We start from the raw sequence: 20,761 nt of genomic DNA on the forward strand, positions 1-20,761 counted from the left end.
ATGGATCTGTCAGTGGGGGGCTGCCGGTCGGTACGCCGCCGCCCCTGGCGCAACAGCAGCGGGTCAACAGTCAGCTGCAACGCTCGATGAGCAACCTCAACAACACAGTAGCGGCCATCGCTGCCCAGCAGGCCGCGCAAGCGGCCGGGCGCGCGGCGGCGCTGACCGCTCCGCAGACCCTGCACAACGGCCTGGGGGGCAATGGCCTGAATGTGCTGGTCGGGGCCGACGGCAAGCCGCTGTTCGTCAACGCCGAAGGGCCGGTACAGACCGATACCAACGGCAAGGCGCTGGTGTCGATCAAACAGACCGCCGACAAGGCGATTCTCAACTGGGAAACCTTCAACATCGGCCGTGACACCACTGTCGAGTTCCAGCAGAACGCCGAATGGGCCGTGCTCAACCGCGTCAACAACAGCACCTCGCCGAGCCAGATCCAGGGCGCGCTCAAGGCCGACGGCACGGTGATGATCCTCAACCGTAACGGCGTGGTATTCAGCGGCAGCAGCCAGATCAATGTGCGCAACCTGGTGGCGGCAGCCACCACCATCAGCGACGAGCAGTTCAACAACCGTGGGCTGTTCAGCGCCAGCGACAGCGCGCCGACGTTCAGCGACGCCGCCGGCAAGGTTCTGGTGGAGCAGGGCGCGCAACTGCAGACCCATGTGCCAGGTTCTTCCACCTCCAGCGGCGGTTATGTGTTGTTGCTCGGCAAGGAAGTGGATAACGCAGGTAGCATCAACACCCCGCGAGGCCAGACCGCTCTGGTCGCCGGCGACAGTTTTGTGATCAAGAAAGGCTACAGCACCGACGGTAACCCGACCTCGACCACCCGCGGCAACGAAGTCGTCGCTTCAGGCGGCGGCAAGGTCAGCAACCACGGCTCGATCCAGGCGGCTACCGGCGACATCACCCTGAGTGCCCAGGAGGTGCTGCAAAAAGGCCTGGCCCTGAGCAGCACTTCGGTGGACGCCCGCGGCACCCTGCATCTGAATGCCCGGGGCAGCGACGCCAAGGTCACCCTGGGCGAGGGCAGTGCCAGCGCCATCCTGATCGACAGCAGCACCGCCCTGGACAGCCAGCGGGATGGGCTATTGACGCCAGCCTTGAACCTGGCTGGAAACGCGACGCCGGCTGATACCTATCGTCGCGACCAGTCACTGGTGGAGATCGTCAGTGGCGGCACCGTGGACTTCCAGAGCGGTTCGATCACCCTGGCCACTGGCGGCCAGGTCGCGGTGAATGCCGGGCAGCGCAGCCTGGTGCGCGACGGTGCGGTGATCGATGTGTCGGGGGCGGTGGGCGTCAAGGTGGCGATGGAGTCCAACAGCGTCAAGGTCAATATCCAGGGCAACGAGCAGCGTGATGCCTCGGTCAACCGCGACAGCAAGAACCTCAACAACAACGATGTCTGGGTCGATGCCCGCGAGCTGGTGCTGGTCCCGGCAGGGACCAACGGCTACGCCACGGATCGCTGGTACACCGCTGGCGGCTTGCTGGAGGTGGGCGGTTATCTGGGCACCCAGCCGCACAACGTCGGCGAATGGATGGCCCAGGGCGGCAGCGTACGTCTGAGCGGCAATGAGGTGGTGACTCAGCAGGGTTCGCAGATCAACCTCTCCGGCGGCACCCTGGACGTGCAGGACGGGATGATCCAGCAGACCTGGCTGCGGGCCGCCGATGGCCGGCTGATCGAGCTGTCCAGGGCCCCGGGTGACATTCTCTACAGCGGGCTCTACAAAGGCTTCGAAGAGCACAGCGTGCGCTGGGGCCAGACCGAGTACCACTACAACTCGTTGATTGCTCCCCGCGAGCGCTTGGAGCAAGGCTACAGCGTAGGTCGAGATGCCGGCCGTCTGGAAGTCAGCACCCGCAATGCGGTACTCGAGGGGCAGATCGTCGGTGACACCTTCCAGGGCGACCGCCAGACTCAGGCCCCGCGTCCGGGGCTCGACGGCTACCAGCAGGGACAGAACGCCGTGGCCCGGGGCGGGCAGTTGGTGGTGGGGGCTTATGTGCCTTACTACGTCAAGGACAGCGCCAGCCTGCAGTACGCCCTGGGTGCCGATGCCAATACCGTCAAGCAAGTGGTGCTGGGACAGGCCGCGACGATAGCCAATGGGCTGGACCTGGACACTGTCCTGCCCGATGAGCGCAAGGGCACCTTGTGGCTCGACACCGAGCAGCTCAACGGTTTCAAACTCAGCAGCGTCAAGGTCGCTGCCACCGGCAGCATCCTGGTTGAGGGTGCTTTGGAAGTCAGTCCCGGTGGCGATATCACCCTGTACGGTCCTCAGGTGCAGGTTGATGCCGGCCTGACGGCGCATGGCGGCAATCTGGCCCTGGGCAATGTGCTGCAGCAGATCACCAGCAACGGCAAGCTCGACACCACCCTGGCGGCGACGGGGGGCAAGCGCGCGACGCTGACGGTTGGCAGTGGCGTCCGGCTGGACACCAGCGGCCTGTGGAGCAACCTGTTGCTGGACCCCGCCGATGGCAGTCGCTTGCCTTACCTCAATGGCGGCAGCGTCTCGCTGCGCAGCAGCGCCGATGTCGCACTGGAGAGCGGCAGCCTGATCGACGTGTCATCGGGCGCGACGCTTATGAGCGACGGCAAGACCCGCGCTGGCAAGGGCGGTAATCTCACCCTGGCGGCCAATGCCAACAGCGCAGCGGCCATCGGCACGCTCACCCTGGACGGCGAGCTGCGCGGCCATGGTGTGAACGGTGGCGGCACCTTGAGCCTCCAGAGTGGCAAGGTGCTGATCGGTGAGCGCGCCGCCGATACAGCTGCCGACACCCTGGTGCTGGCCCCGCAGTTCTTCGACAAAGGCTTCGCCGCGTATGACATCACCGGCAACCAGGGCCTGCGGGTGGCCGATGGTGCACAGGTCGAAGTGACCCAACCGGTCTATCTGTTGGGCGATCAGGCCAGGAGCACAGCGACTGGAGCGGACCCGACCTCTGCGTTGGAACACCGGCTTCCCGGGCTTTACCAGGAAGACCCGATCAAGGCTGTACTCAGCCAGCGCCAGGGCGCGAGTATCAGCCTGCGGGCCGGCACCGCGCGCTCGAGCGCGGCGGACATGGCCAGTACCCAGCTGGTGGTGGGCAAGGGCGCGGCCATTAGCGTAGACCCCGGCCAGTCGATCGCCCTGGGCAGTATTGGCCAGTTGACCCTGGACGGTGCATTGAATGCCTGGGGCGGCGCCATCACCTTGAGCGGCATCTCGGTTGCGCCGGATGTGGCCGAAGCCGTCGAGAGCGCCGGTCATGGCCGTTCGATCTGGGTGGGGGAACAGGCGGTGCTCGATGTCGCCGCGCGGGCGGTCACCGCGACCGATGCCCTGCGGCGTCGCTACGGGAAGGTGGACGCAGGTGGCACCATCGTGATCGGTGGGCAAATCGACCCGCAGACCGGCATCGCCAGCGCGGCCAATCAATTTGTGGTGGTGCGTGAAGGCGCGCGCCTGGAGGCTTCCGGTGCCCAAGCCATGGTCGATGTGGCGGGTCAAGGGGCTGTGGCGATTGCCAGCAGTGGCGGCAGTATTTCCCTGGCGTCGAATAACGGCCTGTACCTGGACGGCAGTTTTAACGCCCGCGCGGGTGGCAGCGGTGCGGCCGGCGGCTCGCTGGATGTGGCGCTGGAGGTACCGCTCTACCGCACCAGTGCGTCGCAGCGGGTACGCCAGGCGCGAGAAATGGTGGTTGGCCAGGTCAGCGCCGACAGCCTGTTGCCCAGTGGCGCCGGTCCCGAAACCGTGCAAGACACCCTTGCCTATGGCCATGCCCGGCTGGGGCTGGATAAAGTTCAGGCGGGGGGCTTCGATAACCTGTCGCTGCTCAGCAATGGCCTGATCAGTTTCGACGGCGCGCTGTCGCTGTCTCTGGGGCAGAGCCTGCAGTTGTATGCCGGTGCCCTGGCGTTGAGCGATAGCGCTGCGGCCGGTTCGCGAGTGCAACTGGCCGCACCTTATATACGCTTGGCGGGTGTCGGTGCGGTGGATGCGCCTGACCGCTCGATTCGCCCTACGGTGCAGGGCGGGGTTTCGACCCAGGCTTCAACGGGCAGCCTGTTGGTCACGGCGGGTAACGTACTGGATATCCGCGACGGTGTGAGTATCGGTGCCCATGGCACCACCGCCAGCGGCCTGAGCCAGGCCATCGACCGCCGTGCTTTCGACGACACGCAACTGATCAGCCAGGGCGATATGCGCTTTCTGGCCAGCACCATCGATTTGCGCAACACCAACCTGAGCACCCAGTCCGACTTGCGGCTGGCCGCTGCGCAGATCTACCCGGCCACCGGCGCGGTGGCGCAGGTGCTCGCGGGTTATCGGGGCAATGGCCTGGACTACGATCCAGACCGGACCCTGAGTATCGGGCGCACCGGCAGCGTCGATCCGGCGCAACCCTATTCGGTGTTCGGCAAGCTGACTCTTGGGGCGGCGGTCATCGAGCAGGGCGGCGTGCTGCGGGCGCCCCTGGGCAATATTTCCCTGGGCACCCAGGAGGGGATATTGCGCTACACCAAACAGCTCAACCTGCTGCCGGGCAGCCTGACGTCGGTCAGCGCCGCGGGCCTGACCTTGCCCTATGGCGGCACGGTGGACGGCGTGACCTGGCGTTTCGACGGTAAACAAGTGGACTTGCTGGGCGTGGGCGGCACCAGTTCCAACGCCAACCTGGTGGTGGGCGCGCAGTTGCTGGGGCAGTCGATCGAGGTGCAGCAGGGCGCGGTACTGGACCTCTCCGGCGGCGGCCAGTTGCTGGGTGCGGCATTCGTTTCCGGGCGCGGTGGTTCGACCGATGCGCGCTACAACCCGCTGGTGCAGTTTGGCGCCAATGGTCGCTTCACCTTGCCGGGGCTGGACACCAACCCGGTGTACGCCATCGTGCCCGGAGTCCAGGCGAATGTTGCGCCCAGCGGTGGCGAGGCGGGGGCGACGACGCCCCTGGTGGGCCAGCAGATCAGCATCGACGCAGGCGTCCCCGGCTTGCCGGCGGGCACCTACACCTTGCTGCCTTCGACCTATGCCTTGCTGCCGGGGGCGTTCCGGGTCGAGATCAATGGCTTGGCCGCGCCATTCGGCGCGACCGCGCTGACCCGTGGCACGGTCATGAGCAACGGCTCCTGGTCCAGCGCGGGCCGGCTGTCCATCGCCCAGACCGGGATTCAGGATGCCTTGAGCCGCCAGGTGATCCTGACCCCGGCCGTGGTGCTGCGCAGTTACTCGCAATATAACGAAACCCCGTATGCCGATTTTGTCCGTAGCGATGCCGCGCGCCAGGGAGTGCCTCGCGCAGCGCTGGAGGCCGACGGCAAAACCTTGCGGGTCAGCCTGGTCGCCGGCCAGGGCAATGCCTCCAATGGTTTCGAGTTCGCCGGAGTGGCACGTTCGGCATCGGCCGAAGGCGGTTTTGGCGCGAGCCTGGAGGTAATGTCCGGATCGAGCGGCAGCGGCAGCGCGATCGAGATTCTGCCTGCCGGGGCCACTGCCAACGGCAATGGGGTGTCGTTCCATGCCGATGATCTGAATGCCATTGGTACAGCTCGCATGAGCATTGGCGGAGCACCGAACGTGGTGTATGGCCAAGGTGGCAATTTTGTCCAGTTCGACGCGAACAGTGCCGCTGAGTCGGTGACTCTGCGCCAGGGCGCGACTTTGTCGGCCCCTGAAGTGTTCCTCGTTTCCGGTCGATCCAATGGTGCGATTCAAGTCGAGCAGGGTGCATCGATCAATACCCTGGGGCGTGGCGATGTGGCCTATGACTCCACCGACGGTTTTATCTACCAACCGGGACTTCGCAGCGTGTTGGCCGTCTCCAACGGCGTGCTGCAAATGCTCGCGCCGACCAAGGACGATGCGGGCCGGGGGCCCGGCAGTATCTTGATCGGTGACTGTGTTCAGGCTACTTGCCAGGGCGAAACCACGCTGTACTCCCAGGGCACCATTGCCTTTGCCACCACCAACACCTTCAGGCTGGGTGATGCGGTGCGTTACGGCACCCGTCATCTGGCCCTGGCGGTCGGCGGGGTCAATGTCGGCAGCCCAGAGGCCCTGGCCGCTGCCCAGGCGCGCAATGCCCTGCCGTCGGGGTTGACCCTCAATCAGGACGTCATGAATCGTTTGTTGCGCGGCGATATCGCGAGTGGGGCGCCGGCCCTGGAAACCCTGTCGTTGACCGCCGGCCAGTCATTGAATTTCTACGGCAGCACCACCCTGAGCACCCTGGACAGCAATGGCCAGTCGATGCTCGACAACCTGATGCTCAGTACCCCGGCGATCTACGGCGACGGCGCGGCCGGCGATGTGGCACTGATCCAGACCGGCAACCTGATCTGGAACGGGGCAGCCGGTACGCCCGCTGCGGTGATCGCCAACGGTGCCGGCACCGGCAGCGGCACCCTGGAGATCCAGGCCCGGCGCATCGAATTCGGCTATGGCCCCAACACTCAGCCCGATCCTTTGGCCGACTACGCGCGCCTGGCCCTGGGTTTTGCCAATGTCAATCTCAGCGCCAGCGAGCGCCTGACCGCCAACCATAAGGGCAGCCTGGCGGTCTATCAGTCCCAGGGGGCCTATGAAGCTGGCAAGGGCTTCGTCTACAGCGGCGGCAACCTGAATATCAGCACGCCGTTGCTGACCGGCGAGGCGGGGTCGGTCAACCGCATCACGGCGGGGGGCGACCTGCGGTTGAGTCGCGCACCGGGCCAGCAGGCGGCCTTGCCGGCCATCGACAGCCTTGGCGCTGAAGTGTTGCTGGCCGGCAACAACGTCGAACTGGACAGCGCCGTGGTCCTGCCCAGCGGCAAGCTGACGGTCAATGCCGAGCATGGGTTGAACCTGACCGACCGCGCCCATCTGGACCTGGCCGGGCGCCAGGTCATGTTCAACGAAGTCAGCCAATACAGTTGGGGCGGCGATGTGATTCTGCAAAGCCGCGAGGGCGATATCCGCCAGGCGGCAGGGTCGCTGATCGATCTGTCGGCGCAGAACAACCATGGTGGGAGCCTGAAGGTGGTAGCCGTGGACGAGGGCGGCGGTCAGGTGGATCTACAAGGCCAGCTGCTCGGTGCCAGCTCGGGGCATTACGACGCCGGCGGCACCCTGGTGCCTTACAAGGCTGGCAGCGTCGATATCCGCGCCCAGACCCTGGGGGATTTCGCCGCGCTCAACCAGCGCCTCAACCAGGGCCAGGTGTTCGGCGCCCGCAGTTTCCAGATCAAGCGCGGCGACCTGACGATCGGCAGCGAACTCAAGGCCGGCGAAGTCAACGTTTCCGTGGATAACGGCCAGTTGACGGTGCTGGGTAGCATCGATGCCAGTGGCGAGCGGGTCGGCAGCATTCGCCTGGCTGCCAGCCAGGGCCTGACCCTGGCCGGCAGTGCCTTGCTCGATACCCATGGCACGGCCCTGCGGGTCGACAGCTACGGCAAGATCATCGATTCGCCGAATCGTGCGATGGTCGAACTCAACTCCGGCCTTGGCCAACTGACCCTGGCTGACGGTGCACGCATCGACCTGCGCCACGGCACCTCGGTCGCTGCCGGTACGGCGCCTGGCCAGTACGACGGCCAGGCCCGCGGGACGCTGGAACTCAATGCTCCGCGCCTGGATGCCAGCGACCCGACCCTGGGCGATATCGCCATCGATGCCAGTGGCCGGCTGAACATCCTGGGGGCTCGCTCCATCGCGGTAAACGGCACCGCCCGTTACACCGATGCCCCTGAGGGCACGGCGCCGGCTGCCAGCGGTCGGCCGTACCAGGTGATCGATCAGGCCTACCTGGACGCCAAGCATCAGGACAGCCAGCGCTTTATCGACAATGCCTTGAGCAATGCCAGCCTGATGAATGGCAAGTTGGCTGGCTTGAACAACGCCACCTATGCCGACGCCTTTCACCTGCGCCCGGGGCTGGAGATCGTCACCCAGGGCGATCTGGTGATCAGCGGCGACCTGGATCTCTCCGGTTATCGCTATACCAGTGTCAATCCCCATGCGCAGAAAACCTCGGTGTATGGCTCGGGCGAGCCGGGCAACCTGGTGATTCGCGCCGGTGGCAACCTGGACCTCTACGGCAGCATCAACGACGGTTTTGCACCACCACCGCCGACCCCGGACGATGCCGGCTGGGTGTTGACCCCTGGTCGTCAGGCCTTTGGTGGCGATGTGGTGGTGCCGGGGCCGGGTGTGACGCTGGCGGACGGTAGCCTGTTCCCGGCCGGCAAGACCCTCAACTATGCATTGCCGATCAAACCGGTGCGCCTGGCGCAGGGCACCTTGCTGCCGGTCGAGGCGACCCTGCAGGCACCGCTGGAACTGCCGGCCGGTACGGTGCTGCAAGCGGCCGTGCGCGACAGTGCCGGCAATCAGGTGTATGCCGCCGGTACTCTGATCCGCGAGGCCGTGACCCTGGCCAGCGGCATGACCCTGGACGCTGGCACACGGCTGCCCGCGGCGGCCTCGCTGGGCGCCATGATCTGGCCGGCCGGGGTGCCTTTACCAAGCCGCGACAGCTTTGACTCGAACAATCCGGACGGCGTGCAACTGGCCGGCTCGCTGGCGCTCAAGGTAGGCGCGTTGATTCCGTCGGAAACCGATATCAAGTTGCCGTCCGGGGTGATTTCGGTGCCGCTGCGCACGGTGACCAGTGGGCGCCAGGGCAGCAATTGGGCCGTCGCTTCATTGTTGCCGGAGGGCTCGTTGTCCTGGTCGATGCGCCTGGTTTCGGGGGCTGATACCCAGGCCGCCGACACCCGGGCGATCAAACCGGTGATGGCCGGTGACCTGACCTTGGCCGACACTCATTACGCGGTCTTTGAGGGGCACGAGACCATCATTATTCCGGGGACTCCGGAGCGTCCGGGCGGCGCATGGTTTTGGAGCGACCTGGGGGTGTTGATCGACCCGAGCTTCGTTGAAGGCACACGGGTTTCTCCTGCTGATGAAGGCTGGTGTGTCGATGGCCTGTGCAATCGCTTCAACTACGTCTGGAGTGATCTCGGGGTGTTGATCGACCCTAGTTTTATCGAGGGTACGCCGGTGACGGCGGAGTATGAGTCCTGGTGTTCAGACGGATTGTGTGTCTCGTTGGGCGAAGCCATCCCCGGTACGCCGGAGCAAGTCATCGTCGGCCCGGTGAACAAGGTGGTACCGGTCACCCAGAACTTCAGCGTACTGCGCACCGGTACTGGGGATCTGGACCTGCTGGCGGCGGGTAATGTGGCCATGCAGTCGTCGTATGGCCTGTATACCGCGGGTGCTTCCAGTGCGTCGCGGGCCGGCGACGCAGCGCAGGGTTTTGACCAGCCGCGCAGTCGGACTGCCAATGGTAGCGTGCTCGGCAGTGGTGCCGCGGCTTATGAAGGCCTGGTCAGCGAAGCTTCGGGCAGCCCGTATGCGGCCTGGTATCCAGATCAGGGCGGCAACCTGCTGCTGCGCACGGGGGGAACCCTGACTGGCGACATTCTCAGCAACTACAGTCTTCCGCGTAACGAAAACGCCCGTGCACAACTGCCCAGCGCCAACCTGGCCGACTGGCTATGGCGCCAGGGTAGCGGTGATAGCCAAGGGGTGACGCCGATTCCAACCAGTTGGTGGATCAACTACGGCACTTATGTGCCGGCCAAGGGTGCGGTCAACTCAATCAATCCCGAGAACGAGTTGATCGGGCAGATGCCAATCCTGCTGGGGTTTACCGGTATTGGTACCCTGGGGGGAGGTAACCTGATCGTGGATGTCGGGAGCGATGCCGGTATGCTTGCCCGTCGCGGCAGCGCCGACGGGCAGTCGTCGCCGCGCAGCCAAGGGCTGGTGCTGGCGGTGGGCAGCACTGGACGGGTGGGGGCTGACGGTCGGTTGATCCTGGCCGGTGGTGGCGACCTCGACCTGCGTGTCGGCGGTGATCTCAACCCAGGGCTGACGGCGCGGGCGTCGATCAGAAGCAATAGCGATAGCCTCGAATCGTTTGACTACACCCAGCAGAATCTCAATCTCAACGGTGTCCTGAGTAATCTGCGTGGCGCGCTCAACGTGGAGACCGGTCGGCTTGGCGGTATCGCCTTGAAGTACGGCAGCCTGCCGATTGATAACGACTCCAGTGAGGCGCGAGCGTATGACCCGTTCCAGGCCAGCCTGGGAGCCGCCAGCGGCGGTGTGACCTTGATGTTGGGTGATGCAGCGGCAAACCTCACGACCCGGGGCGATCTGGTGCTGGCGGGCACCGGCGATCCGGGGCGGGTGGCCAGCGAGAACTCCTCAGCCTTCACCTATCAGGGAACGACTTACGGATCGGGTGGCTATGGCTGGTTCTCGCTGTGGACCGATAACACTGCTATCAACCTGTTTTCGGCGGGTGGCAATCTGACCCCAAGCGTGCAAACGGGCGCGCTACGTCCGAACAGCACTATTCCTGTACCTGCATCCGAGCAGAACTACTCCACTACCGACGGCCGTTTTATCTTTCCGTCCCAGTTGACCACAGTGGCCGCCAGCGGCAGCATTTTCCTCGGCTCGTCGGCACTGGGCGCGAGCACCCCAAGCGCTCCCAACTACTCCTTGCTGTTGGCGCCTTCGCATAATGGTCGGCTGGATCTGTTGGCCGGCGATTCGATTTATGCCGGTGGCTACTCGGTCAACCGCTCGGGCGCAGACCTGGATACCTTGCCGACACCGTTCAGACCCGCTTTTGCTGGTTGGGACGCTGCTCGGAATCTCATAGTGAGCAACCTCAGCAGCGACGCCATTGCACCTACGATCAGCGAGCTGTCGCTGTTTGCCTTCGGCGCCAATACTGCCAGTGCCAACAGCGCCATCCAGTCATCACGGCTGTATGCGGCCCAGGGCGATATTGTTGGTTTTCGCGGTGGCGAGATACTGAGTTTCACCAGCGGTTCGCGACTGGGCCAGACTTGGTACGAAGCTGCGGGTCCCGTGTGGATGAAAGCCGGTCGCGATATCGTCAATTCGGGCACAGCCCTGGGGCGCCCGAGCACCATACCGGTAGTCATCGGCAATACCCTGGCCGACAAGACAGGCGCGGGTACCAGCATCGGCAACCTGTTCGTGCAGAATGCCGGGACCGATATTTCCGTGGTTTCCGCTGGCCGCGATCTGCTCTACAGCTCCTTCAACGTCGCCGGCCCCGGCACGCTGGAGATCAGCGCCGGCCGCAATATCCTGATGCAGGACAAGGCCTCGGTGAACAGTCTCGGTCCGGTGGTGGCCGGTGACTCGCGGCCTGGCGCCAGCATCGTCATGCAGGCCGGTGTCGGGGCCGCGGGCCTGGATTACCTGAAGTTCGTCACGCCGTACCTGGACCCGATCAATCAGGCTCAGGCTGGCGTGCCGCTGGCCGAGCAACGGGACAAAGTCGCCAAGACCTATGAAGCCGAACTGTTGAAGTGGCTCAAGGAGCGCTTTGCCTTCGAGGGTTCCAGTGACGAGGCACGGGGCTACTTTGCCAGCTTGCCGGCGGAGCAGCAGCGGGTCTTCGCCCGTCGCGTCTACTTCGAGGAACTGCGTGAGGGCGGCCGCGAGTACAACGATGCAAACGGCCCGCGTTTCGGCAGCTTCCTGCGCAGTCGCAATGCGATCGCTTCCTTGCTGCCAGCCGCCGATGTGGCGGGCAACCCGATCGTTTACGACGGCGACATCACCCTGTATGGCGGCGCGGGTGTACGCACGCTGTTTGGTGGTGACATCCAGATGCTGACCCCGGGCGGGCAACAGGTATTCGGCATCGAAGGCGAGGCGCCGCCGGCCAGTGCCGGGATCATCACCCAGGGTGCCGGCGATATCCAGTTGTACTCCCAAGGCAGCATTTTGTTGGGCCAGAGCCGGGTCATGACCACCTTTGGCGGGGCGATCCTCGGCTGGTCGAACGCTGGCGATATCAACGCTGGGCGTGGTTCCAAGACCACCGTGATCTATACGCCGCCCAAGCGGGTCTACGACAACTGGGGCAACGTCACGCTGTCGTCGAACGTGCCAAGCTCGGGGGCGGGGATCGCCACCCTGGCACCGATTGCCGAAGTGCCTGCCGGGGATATCGACCTGCTGGCGCCACTGGGTACCATCGATGCCGGCGAGGCAGGGATCAGGGTGTCGGGCAACGTCAATATCTTCGCCTTGCAAGTGGTCAACGCGGCAAACATCCAGACCCAGGGCAAGTCATCCGGGATACCGGTAGTGGCGTCGGTCAATACCGGGGCCCTGACGTCGGCCAGTTCGGCGGCGTCGTCGGCGACCCAGGCCGCCGAGGATGTGGCGCGCCAGCAGCAGGCGGCGGCGCGGCAGAATATGCCGTCGGTGTTTAGTGTGCAGGTGTTGAGCTTCGGCCAGGAACGCCTGGCGCCGACCCAGGATGGCGCTAGCCGGGCCAACCCCGGTTACAACCCGGACAGCCCGGTGCAGGTGCTGGGCGCCGGGCCGCTGAGCGATCAGGCGCGGCAGCAGTTGACCGAGGAGGAGCGGCGGCAACTGACCTTATAGGTTCTCTCGTGGTACCAAGCCTCGGGGTGATCGTTGATCACCCCTTTTTTTGCCTGCACCTGTAGGAGCGGCTGGTCACCGCCTTTGCGACGATTCATGGTTTAGGTGGTGGCATTTTAATGTCATTGCGCATTATTCTGCGCCACCCGAATACGCCTGTGGGCGTCGGGCGGCCTTATTTTCTGAATCAGAACTGGATGGATGCCAATGACTGAAGTCGTCATGAAATACCTGAAACTCGCTGGTTTGCTGCTGGCGACCACGACCTTGTTCGGCTGCGCCACCAGCCGTTCGGTGGTAGATATCGACGGGCCTGAAGTGGCCAGCGGCAACGGCCAGAAGGTGGTGATCAACGTGCTCGACGAGCGTCGTTTTGAAGCCGATCCGCGCAGTGCCGACATTCCTTCGCTGAAGAATGGCGAGATCAACGACAAGGCGATCACCGAGCGCGCGATTGCGCGCAAGCGCAATGGCTATGGCATGGGGCTGGGCGATGTGCTGTTGCCGGAGGGCGTCAAGGTCAGCACGCTGATTGCCAAGAGCATCGGCGCAGCCTACGGCAAAGCCGGTTATCAAGTGGTGCCGAGCACCGAGCAGGCGCCGGATGCCAGGACCATCACCGTGCATGTGGTCGAGTTCTGGTCATGGATGTCGCCGGGGGCCTTCTCCGTTGCGGTGAACAACAAATCGCATCTGAAGGTGGACACCGGTAGCGCGTCCTCGCCTGTCGAGGTCAAGACCTTGAAACGCGAAGGCATGCAGATGATTACCGAGGATGACTGGAAACTGATCACCGAGGCTGGCTTGCAGGCCATCAGCGAGTCCATGGCCAAGCAACTCTGAATCCAGGGTTGTTCAACTGCCGGGCGCCCGCATGCTGATGGCCCCCCGGGTGCTTACTTCCCTGACGCTTGCCCTGTAGCCGCTGCCGTAGGCTGCGATAAGGTCCGAAGGACCTTCAGCGGTCTTGAAACCGTCACGGCCATTCGGCCGATCGCAGCCTGCGGCAGCGGCTACAGGTGTGCGGTGTCAGGCCTGCAGGCGCCAGCCCATGACGTCGAGCAGGTCGCAGCTGTCGCGCAGCAGGATGGCGCTGGCGTTGGCCAGGTGTTGCAGGTCGGCGCTGTCGGCGTCTTTCAGGTCGAGGCGGGCGAGGCTTTCCAGCACTTGGGTGACGGCCAGCAGGCGCGCTGCGCTGTTGGCGTGGAGGACGTCGAGCGGGGTGTTCTTGTCGATCAGCAGGCAGGGGATGCTGCAGTCGATGCCGGTAAGGGGGATGTATTGCTGAGTCATTGGTAACGCTCCTTAAGCTATTTGAAATAGCCGCCCGGTATTCGTCGCCAAACAAATGGGGGTGGCAGCTGTACGTGGGTTGGCGAACCGGAAAAAAGCCTAAGAAAAAACCGGCAGACCCTAAGGCCTCCCACGCACAACTGCCATTGAGCTTTTGACGAAGGCATGACTTCGCAAAAAATTAGGCACTGATGCGTGTCTCTTAAGTTTTATTTCCAGGTCGCCAAACCCGGTCGCCTTATGGATGAGCAAGGACTATAGGGCGGGGGCTCGGCAGCAAACAAGTCAGCACTTTCTGCAAGTTGTGTAGGGCCAATCGCTGTCCGTTGCCCGTTGTTTTACGCGGGTTTCAGAGGGGCAACCTTTTCAGGATCGCCTGATTCAGCCGCCTGATCTTCGTCGTTACGTTCGAGGCAAATTCCTCATGGAGAACGTAGCCATGGCCTTTGTCATCAGGGAAGGCGACCCCACCACAACCGGCGGCAAGGTCATTGCCGGATCAGCCACCACCTTTGTCGTGGATCAACGGGTCGCCCGCATTGCCGACCCGGTGTGGTGCCCGGTGTGCCAGACGGTGGGCTATATCGCCGAAGGCCATCACACCTGGGCGGATAACCACCAAGCCACGGCGGTGGAGGGTGGCCTTGTGCAGTGCGGCTGCCCGACCGGGGCCAACCGCCTGATCGCTACTCAGCGGACGGTCTGCTCCGGGAATCAACCGACTATCCCGCTCGACAGCGATTACATCGGGCCCGCGGTGATCAATACCCAGCGCTGGGCCGACGCCATTCATAAGGGGTATCCGCAGAATGAGTTTGCCGATGCGGTGCCGCGGGATCAGGTACGCGGCCTGAGCGTTGCTCACGGCAATATCGTTTCTCCGCCGCTGTCCGTGCAGGACACACAACATCTGGTGGAACCGGGGTTTCATATCGTGCAAACGCCGATGACCCGCGCTGCGCTGGAGACGGTGCTGTTCGGCCAGGCTGATGAGGCTGTGCTGGAGAAATTCCGCCGGCTCAATCCCCAGCTATCGAGTCCTGCCAAGCCTGGGCAACTTGTTGTGCTCAGTCATCCCGACAACTACCAATGCACCCGTGAAGAAGCCTTGCTGATGGAAGCGGCGGAGAAGGTCAGTGCGGCCTTGGCGTCCATGAGCGATGAGGAAGCGGCCTTTATGCTCAAGCACCGGGCGCAGGTTGAGTCGATACTGTCCTATGGTTCGACTGCTTTAGGTGTTAGCACGGCGGCCGTGGGCAACCATATGGACAGCTTGAAAAGAACCTTGCTGGATATCGAAGAACTCCATCAGAAGTTCTTTCTGCGGGATGGGCATTTGCGCAGCGTTGAGTTCTTCAGTGAAAGGAGAAAGCTGTTTGCACAACTGGATACCAACCTGACCTCCATCACGAAAATGAGCATTGCCTTCCCCGATCACCCCAGCCTTAAAAGCGCCTTGGGGATTTCCAGTCGGAGTCTGGTGCATCGCTGGACCCAGGCGGGTGCGGTAGGTCAGATTCCAGGGTACGCCACGCATATTGAGGGTGTTTCCCGAGCCTCCAAGGTACTTAAGTTGGGTGGTTGGCTTGGGACAGCATTGGGCGGTGGAGCGTCTTATGTGAAGGTTCAGGACGTTTGCTCAGCGGGGAATAAGGAGGCTTGTGAGAAAGTACGGTTCACCGAAGCCGGAAGCTTTACGGGCGGGGTAGCAGGTGGAATGTTTGCGGGAATGGCATTAGGTACCGCCGCGACCGGAACTGTTTGTGTGGCCATCGGAGTCCCTACAGGTGGCATCGGTAGCGTGGTGTGCGGCTTGATAGTCATCGGAGGGGGCTCTTATGCGGCAGGGAAACTGGGTGAAGCTGGGGGCGAGAGCATTGGAGAGTTTATATATGAGAAAGGAAAATGAACCTGATTAGCTCCCCACATGATTTTTTTGTTGTTTTATGCATCCTGACTTTTCTTGGAATATTCAGCATGGGTGGTATCTATCTCTATTGGGGGTACACCCGCATGGAGGAAATACTTGGCCACGTTAAAAACTGCAAGGCAATAACCGGGAGCAGGTTCTATCTTCACATGGGTCCTTGGGGAAGGCTGGTAATGGTCGGCATGGTGGCAGGTTTTTTAGCTCGCCCTACTTCCCATGTTAAAAAAGGCATATTGGACGCCAACGAGATAGATACTTTCCCCCAGCCCTTTAAAAGAAGGCTCATCGTATCGCACTATATTATATGGGGGCTTGGGGGAAGCATGCTGTTGTCGGTTAGTGCAATGAAATTAATTGAGTGCTTCACCTGAATACAAAAAGGCCCTTTAAGGGCCTTTTTTATATCCTGCCGTCCCTCTCATATAGCAGCCAGAATTCCCTTCGGTATCCTCATAACGTTGTTGTGCCACTCATGAGGCTTCCATCTGCGCTTGAAGGAAACCAACGAGCGCGGTTGGCATTACGCGTTTGCTTTGGCATGAAGGCCCACCAGTAGGGCCTTCATTCAGGGCTTACATCCGGGCGACGATGATCACATCAGGGCCGGCGACCGCCCGCTACCGGCCACTCGCCAAGGCATAGATCATCCACAATCGCCTTGCCCATCTCGCTGAAGTAATGGGCGGCCCAGGCATAGCGATCGTCCCGCTCTAGAGCGGCATCCTGGGCCAGATACTTGGCATGAAACAGCAATTGCGATACGTGTTCCAAGGCCTCGCGCAGCGGTACATCTGGATTAACCCGGAACAACGGATGCTGGGCCTCGCCGCAAGGAGCAAAGGTGACGGTACCAAGGGTCTTAATAGTCATTGCGCACCTCCGGCTTGGGCCTTGGTGCAAAGGGTGGCGGGGTGAAGATACTGAGTCAAAACGTCCATGGAACTCACTCCTATTTGAGTGCTACCACGTTCGTTCTCAGGCGAAAGGGTGGCAGCTGTGCGCAGGCTGAGAAACCGGGACAATAGGAAACCCGGCAGGTCCGAAGACCTCCCGCGCACAGCCGCCATAACAAGGTGTGCGAGCGCAAAAAAGCGCCAGCAGTCTAATGCATGGTGGCGCCTGTGCGCCTATTGTTTCCACGGGTTCTCAGGCCCGATCGCTGGATTGGCAGCGACGAAAACAGGATAGATCCTGATAAAAAAATCACAAGACACGCATTTAGACCAAAGATTTCAGTAGAGCCCCCCGATGTCGGGAGTTCAAATCGGTCGTGGCCGGCCAACTCAGCGAGCCTGCTGGTCAGGGGCTCTAATTTTGTTGCGCACGTACAGCACCGCCCCACCGGTGGGCGAGCCGCCACGGGTATCCAGGTCGAACCATTTGCTCTGGCTACGGATCAGGCCACTGAGTTTGGTGTGACCGTACAGTCGGGAGTCGAATGCGGGACGCACCTTGCTGATGGTGGTGCCCAACATGGCCAAGGGCGCCCAGCCGTCCTCTTCGGCGATGTCATCGAGAATCTTGGCGATGAACTCCACCGGCACTTTTGCCGGTCGGCTGGAGGCTGAAGCGGCTGGTTGTTTACCCGGCTCCTCAATGGTGTCTGGGGTGGCCTGGGCTTTGTCGCCTTGAGAGGCGGACTCAGTGACGTCCTGGGCCCGGAGAATTTCGGTGTAGATAAACTTGTCGCAGGCCACGACAAAGGGCTTGGGCGTTTTCTCTTCGCCGAAGCCGTATACCGTCATGCCCTCCTCGCGCAGGCGCCCGGCCAGGCGCGTGAAATCGCTGTCGCTGGACACCAGGCAGAAGCCATCAAAACGCCGGGTATAAAGCAGGTCCATGGCGTCGATGATCAACGAACTGTCAGTGGAATTCTTGCCCTTGGTGTAGGAGAACTGCTGGATGGGCTGGATCGAATGCTCCAGCATCAGCTTCTTCCACCCGCCCAATTGCGGCCCGGTCCAGTCGCCATACATGCGCTTCACGCTGGCGATACCGTACTTGGCGATTTCCTCGAACAGCGCCTCGACAATCGACGCCTGGGCGTTGTCGGCGTCGATCAGCACGGCGAGGTGTTTTTGCTGGTTGGAATGCGTGGATTTGATGGCCATGGTTCATCCTTGTGAGCTGGCGACTGGAGTAGAACGTCTTCCTAAACGAGCATGAAGGGCCGGGCCACGGCGTTTGGAGGGGGCCGTAAGCAGAGCGCTGGGGATCGAAGCTACTATTTTGCCATCGCGCCGTCCACCACCGACTACCGGAAGACATTCAAGGACATTTGATATGTTCACGCAGCCAATTGCGGGCTCACAATCCGCCTGCGATATCATCTTTGAATCCATTACCAACAAGCTGGCAAAAACATGAAAAGACTATGTCTGCCTCTGCTGGCTATCGCCTGTTCCTCCTGCGCAAAAGATCATGAGAAACCGCCAGCAGACTTGAATTTCATTTCTGTCGAACGCAAAGCGGATCTTTCGCTGTATATCGTCCGCTACAAATCAAACATCAACCTTCTGGATCTCTACGCAAGAGGTATGGGAGAAGGTATTGCCTCAGCTCAGTTTATTTGTGCATTAGACGGGGACCATGACTTTTCCGTTGAGCATGAAATTGCGCGCTCTGCCTATGGCAGGATTCAGGCTGATGCAGCTCAAACGAATCAACCACCCTCAAACTTTTTCACTGAAGCTTTTTTGAGTGAAACCCTCGACAAAGGACAATCCCGTCGCGACCTCTCTGTCGAAGAATTGAACACCTTGTTAGCCAACAAAAAGACGATTCCGTGCAAAGCACTTATCACCGCCTATGGCTACAAGACCTATTACTCCAACACCCTGCAGTTGCCAGTTGCTGACCTGCTGCGGGAAATCAATAAGCCCACAGCACCATAGCGCCTGCGGACAACGCGCAGTTTTCAGCCCAGACTGCGCGATACCGCTCCCAAACACCCCAAGCACTCGCTGACAATTCTTCGACACTGGCTGCGGTACTATCCCCGCCTCCGTTTGCCGCAAGAGCCTCGAACCTGCATGTCTCAACCGTTGCCATCGACCGCTTCCAGCATCGCCTTGCCCTGCGTCCTCGCCGGCCCCCTGCTGCGCCGCCTGGAACACACGCGGCTGGTGCTGTGGTTGGTAGGCTCTCGTGCGCTGGAGCTGACGTTGCGTTTGCAGGTCGGCAGCGACGCGGAAAGCCGCGATTACCCGCTTACCGCCGAGCAGTGCCAGGTGATCCCGGTAGGGCAGCATGCCTTTATCCACCTGATCGACCTGCCGCTGGACAATCCCCTGCCCTGCGATGTGCCCATCGACTACGACGTGCTGATCAATCATGCCGATGGTTCAAGTTCAGGCATCGCCGAGTGGGCGCCGCATCTGCTCTACGGGCAAAGGCAGCAGCCGGATTTCGTCCTGCACAGCCGCATTCAGCAATTGGTCCACGGCTCGTGCCGCAAGCCCCATCATTCGGCGGACGAGGGTTTGCTCTGTGTCGATAGCCTGCTGGCGGAAACACCCGATCCGCAGCAACGCCCTGCCCTGTTGCTGATGACCGGCGACCAGGTCTACGCCGACGACGTGGCCGGGCCGATGCTGCGGGCGATTCATGCATTGATCGAGCGCCTGGGCTTGTTCGGCGAGCACCTGGAAGGCGCGGTGGTGAGCGACAGCGCCGCGCTTTATCAGCACCGCGCCAGCTATTACCAACGCGCCGAATTACTGCCGGCGCTGAAAAGCAACGAGACCCTGCGCGAGCGTTTCTTTGGCGGGGTGAAAAAGCCGATCTTCACCAGCAGCAGCGCCGACAACCATTTGGTGACCTTCGCCGAGGTCATGGCCATGTACCTGCTGGTCTGGTCGCCGGTGACCTGGAGTCTGATCGATCCACGCCCGCCGCAGCTCGCAGCCAAGGAGCAACAGCGCTACCAGCGCGAGCAGCTGCGGATCGAGGCGTTCGCCAAGGGCCTGGGTGGTGTGGCGCGGGTGTTCGCCCACCTGCCAAGCCTGATGATCTTCGACGACCACGACATCACCGACGACTGGAATCTCAGCGCCCAGTGGGAAGAAACCGCCTACGGCCACCCGTTTTCCAAACGCATCATCGGCAACGCGCTGATCGCCTACATGCTGTGCCAGGGCTGGGGCAACAACCCGGATGCCTTCGCCACGCCGCTGCAACACACCCGCGCCCTGAGTGCCGAGGCCCAGGGCGATGCGCTCTACCTCGACAGCGCCATCCAGGACACTTTGATCGACGAACTGCTGCGCTTCCAGCAATGGCAATACACCCTGCCCACCACCCCGGCGCTGGTGGTGCTGGACACCCGCACCCGACGCTGGCGCAGCGAGTTCAACCTGGCGCAGCCCTCGGGCCTGCTCGACTGGGAAGCCCTGAGCGAGCTGCAACATGAACTGCTGGATCACCCATCGGCGATCATCGTTTCCCCGGCGCCGGTGTTCGGCGTCAAGCTGATCGAGACGGTGCAGAAGGTCTTCAGCTGGTGCGGTCACCCACTGCTGGTGGACGCGGAAAACTGGATGGCCCACCGCGGCGCGGCCCAGGTCATCCTGAATATCTTCCGCCACTCGCGTACCCCGGGTAACTACGTGATCCTCTCCGGCGACGTGCACTATTCCTTCGTCTACGAAGTGCTGATCCGCCACCGCAAGGGCGGCCCAAAGATCTGGCAGATCACCAGCAGCGGCATCAAGAACGAGTTCCCGCCGACCCTGCTGGAATGGTTCGACCGCCTCAATCGCTGGCTGTATTCGCCGCGCTCACCCTTGAACTGGTTCACCCGCCGCCGGCTGATGCGCGTGGTGCCCTACAGCCCCGAACATCGCGAAGCCGGCGAACGGCTGTGGAACTCGGCGGGCATTGGCCAGGTGTTCTTCAACGACCACGGCCAGCCCCGGGAGATCTACCAGCACAACGCCAATGGCGCGCCGAAAACCCGGATGCTGGCGCCGGATGAGGACTGAACCCCACCGAGCGATTCGTGACAACGGATTCGCTCGGACGCGCTATGGTTCAGCAGGTT

General features: G+C 62.3%; 9 protein-coding genes. 6 read left to right on the plus strand and 3 right to left on the minus strand.

Annotated elements, in window-relative coordinates; translation table 11 throughout:
• The first annotated feature begins 20 nt into the window (after positions 1-20).
• Together DK261_RS18470 and DK261_RS18475 are read left to right on the plus strand one after the other, a co-directional pair.
• Positions 21-12,497, plus strand: coding sequence for a filamentous haemagglutinin family protein (locus DK261_RS18470; RefSeq protein WP_256597589.1), 12,477 nt, complete (start codon positions 21-23; stop codon positions 12,495-12,497).
• Positions 12,498-12,704: 207 nt separating this feature from the next.
• Positions 12,705-13,340, plus strand: coding sequence for a flagellar biosynthesis protein (locus tag DK261_RS18475; protein ID WP_232018441.1), 636 nt, complete (start codon positions 12,705-12,707; stop codon positions 13,338-13,340).
• Between the two features lie 186 nt (positions 13,341-13,526).
• On the opposite strand, the gene DK261_RS18480 is transcribed toward DK261_RS18475, so the two are convergent.
• Complete coding sequence (locus tag DK261_RS18480) at positions 13,527-13,790, minus strand: short-chain dehydrogenase (protein ID WP_110176112.1); 264 nt, start codon at positions 13,788-13,790, stop codon at positions 13,527-13,529.
• A gap of 439 nt (positions 13,791-14,229) precedes the next feature.
• On the opposite strand from DK261_RS18480, the gene DK261_RS18485 reads away from it, so the two are divergent.
• Complete coding sequence (locus tag DK261_RS18485) at positions 14,230-15,699, plus strand: PAAR domain-containing protein (protein ID WP_110176113.1); 1,470 nt, start codon at positions 14,230-14,232, stop codon at positions 15,697-15,699.
• A complete protein-coding gene (locus DK261_RS18490) occupies positions 15,696-16,091 on the plus strand; it encodes a hypothetical protein (RefSeq protein ID WP_038634921.1) in 396 nt (131 codons plus the stop codon). Before DK261_RS18485 ends, DK261_RS18490 begins: the two co-directional genes overlap by 4 nt.
• Before the next feature lie 226 nt (positions 16,092-16,317).
• Here DK261_RS18490 and DK261_RS18495 read toward each other — a convergent pair whose 3' ends face one another.
• Together DK261_RS18495 and DK261_RS18500 are read right to left on the minus strand one after the other, a co-directional pair.
• Positions 16,318-16,590 (minus strand): DUF3077 domain-containing protein, encoded by a 273-nt coding sequence (locus DK261_RS18495; protein WP_038634924.1) that lies wholly within the window; start codon positions 16,588-16,590, stop codon positions 16,318-16,320.
• A 413-nt stretch (positions 16,591-17,003) separates the two neighbouring features.
• Entirely contained in the window at positions 17,004-17,831 is an 828-nt protein-coding gene (locus tag DK261_RS18500; protein WP_110176114.1) for an NYN domain-containing protein, read from the minus strand.
• A 252-nt stretch (positions 17,832-18,083) separates the two neighbouring features.
• Here DK261_RS18500 and DK261_RS18510 point away from each other — a divergent pair, with 252 nt between their 5' ends.
• On the plus strand, positions 18,084-18,614 hold the full coding sequence (locus tag DK261_RS18510) for a hypothetical protein (RefSeq protein WP_256597587.1): 531 nt from the start codon (positions 18,084-18,086) through the stop codon (positions 18,612-18,614).
• A 138-nt stretch (positions 18,615-18,752) separates the two neighbouring features.
• Positions 18,753-20,702: an alkaline phosphatase D family protein gene (locus tag DK261_RS18515; protein WP_110176116.1), complete on the plus strand. Its 1,950-nt coding sequence runs from the start codon at positions 18,753-18,755 to the stop codon at positions 20,700-20,702.
• Positions 20,703-20,761: the final 59 nt, after the last annotated feature.

The sequence above is a fragment of the Pseudomonas sp. RW409 genome (assembly GCF_003184125.1).
Classification (GTDB): Bacteria; Pseudomonadota; Gammaproteobacteria; order Pseudomonadales; family Pseudomonadaceae; genus Aquipseudomonas; species Aquipseudomonas chlororaphis_I.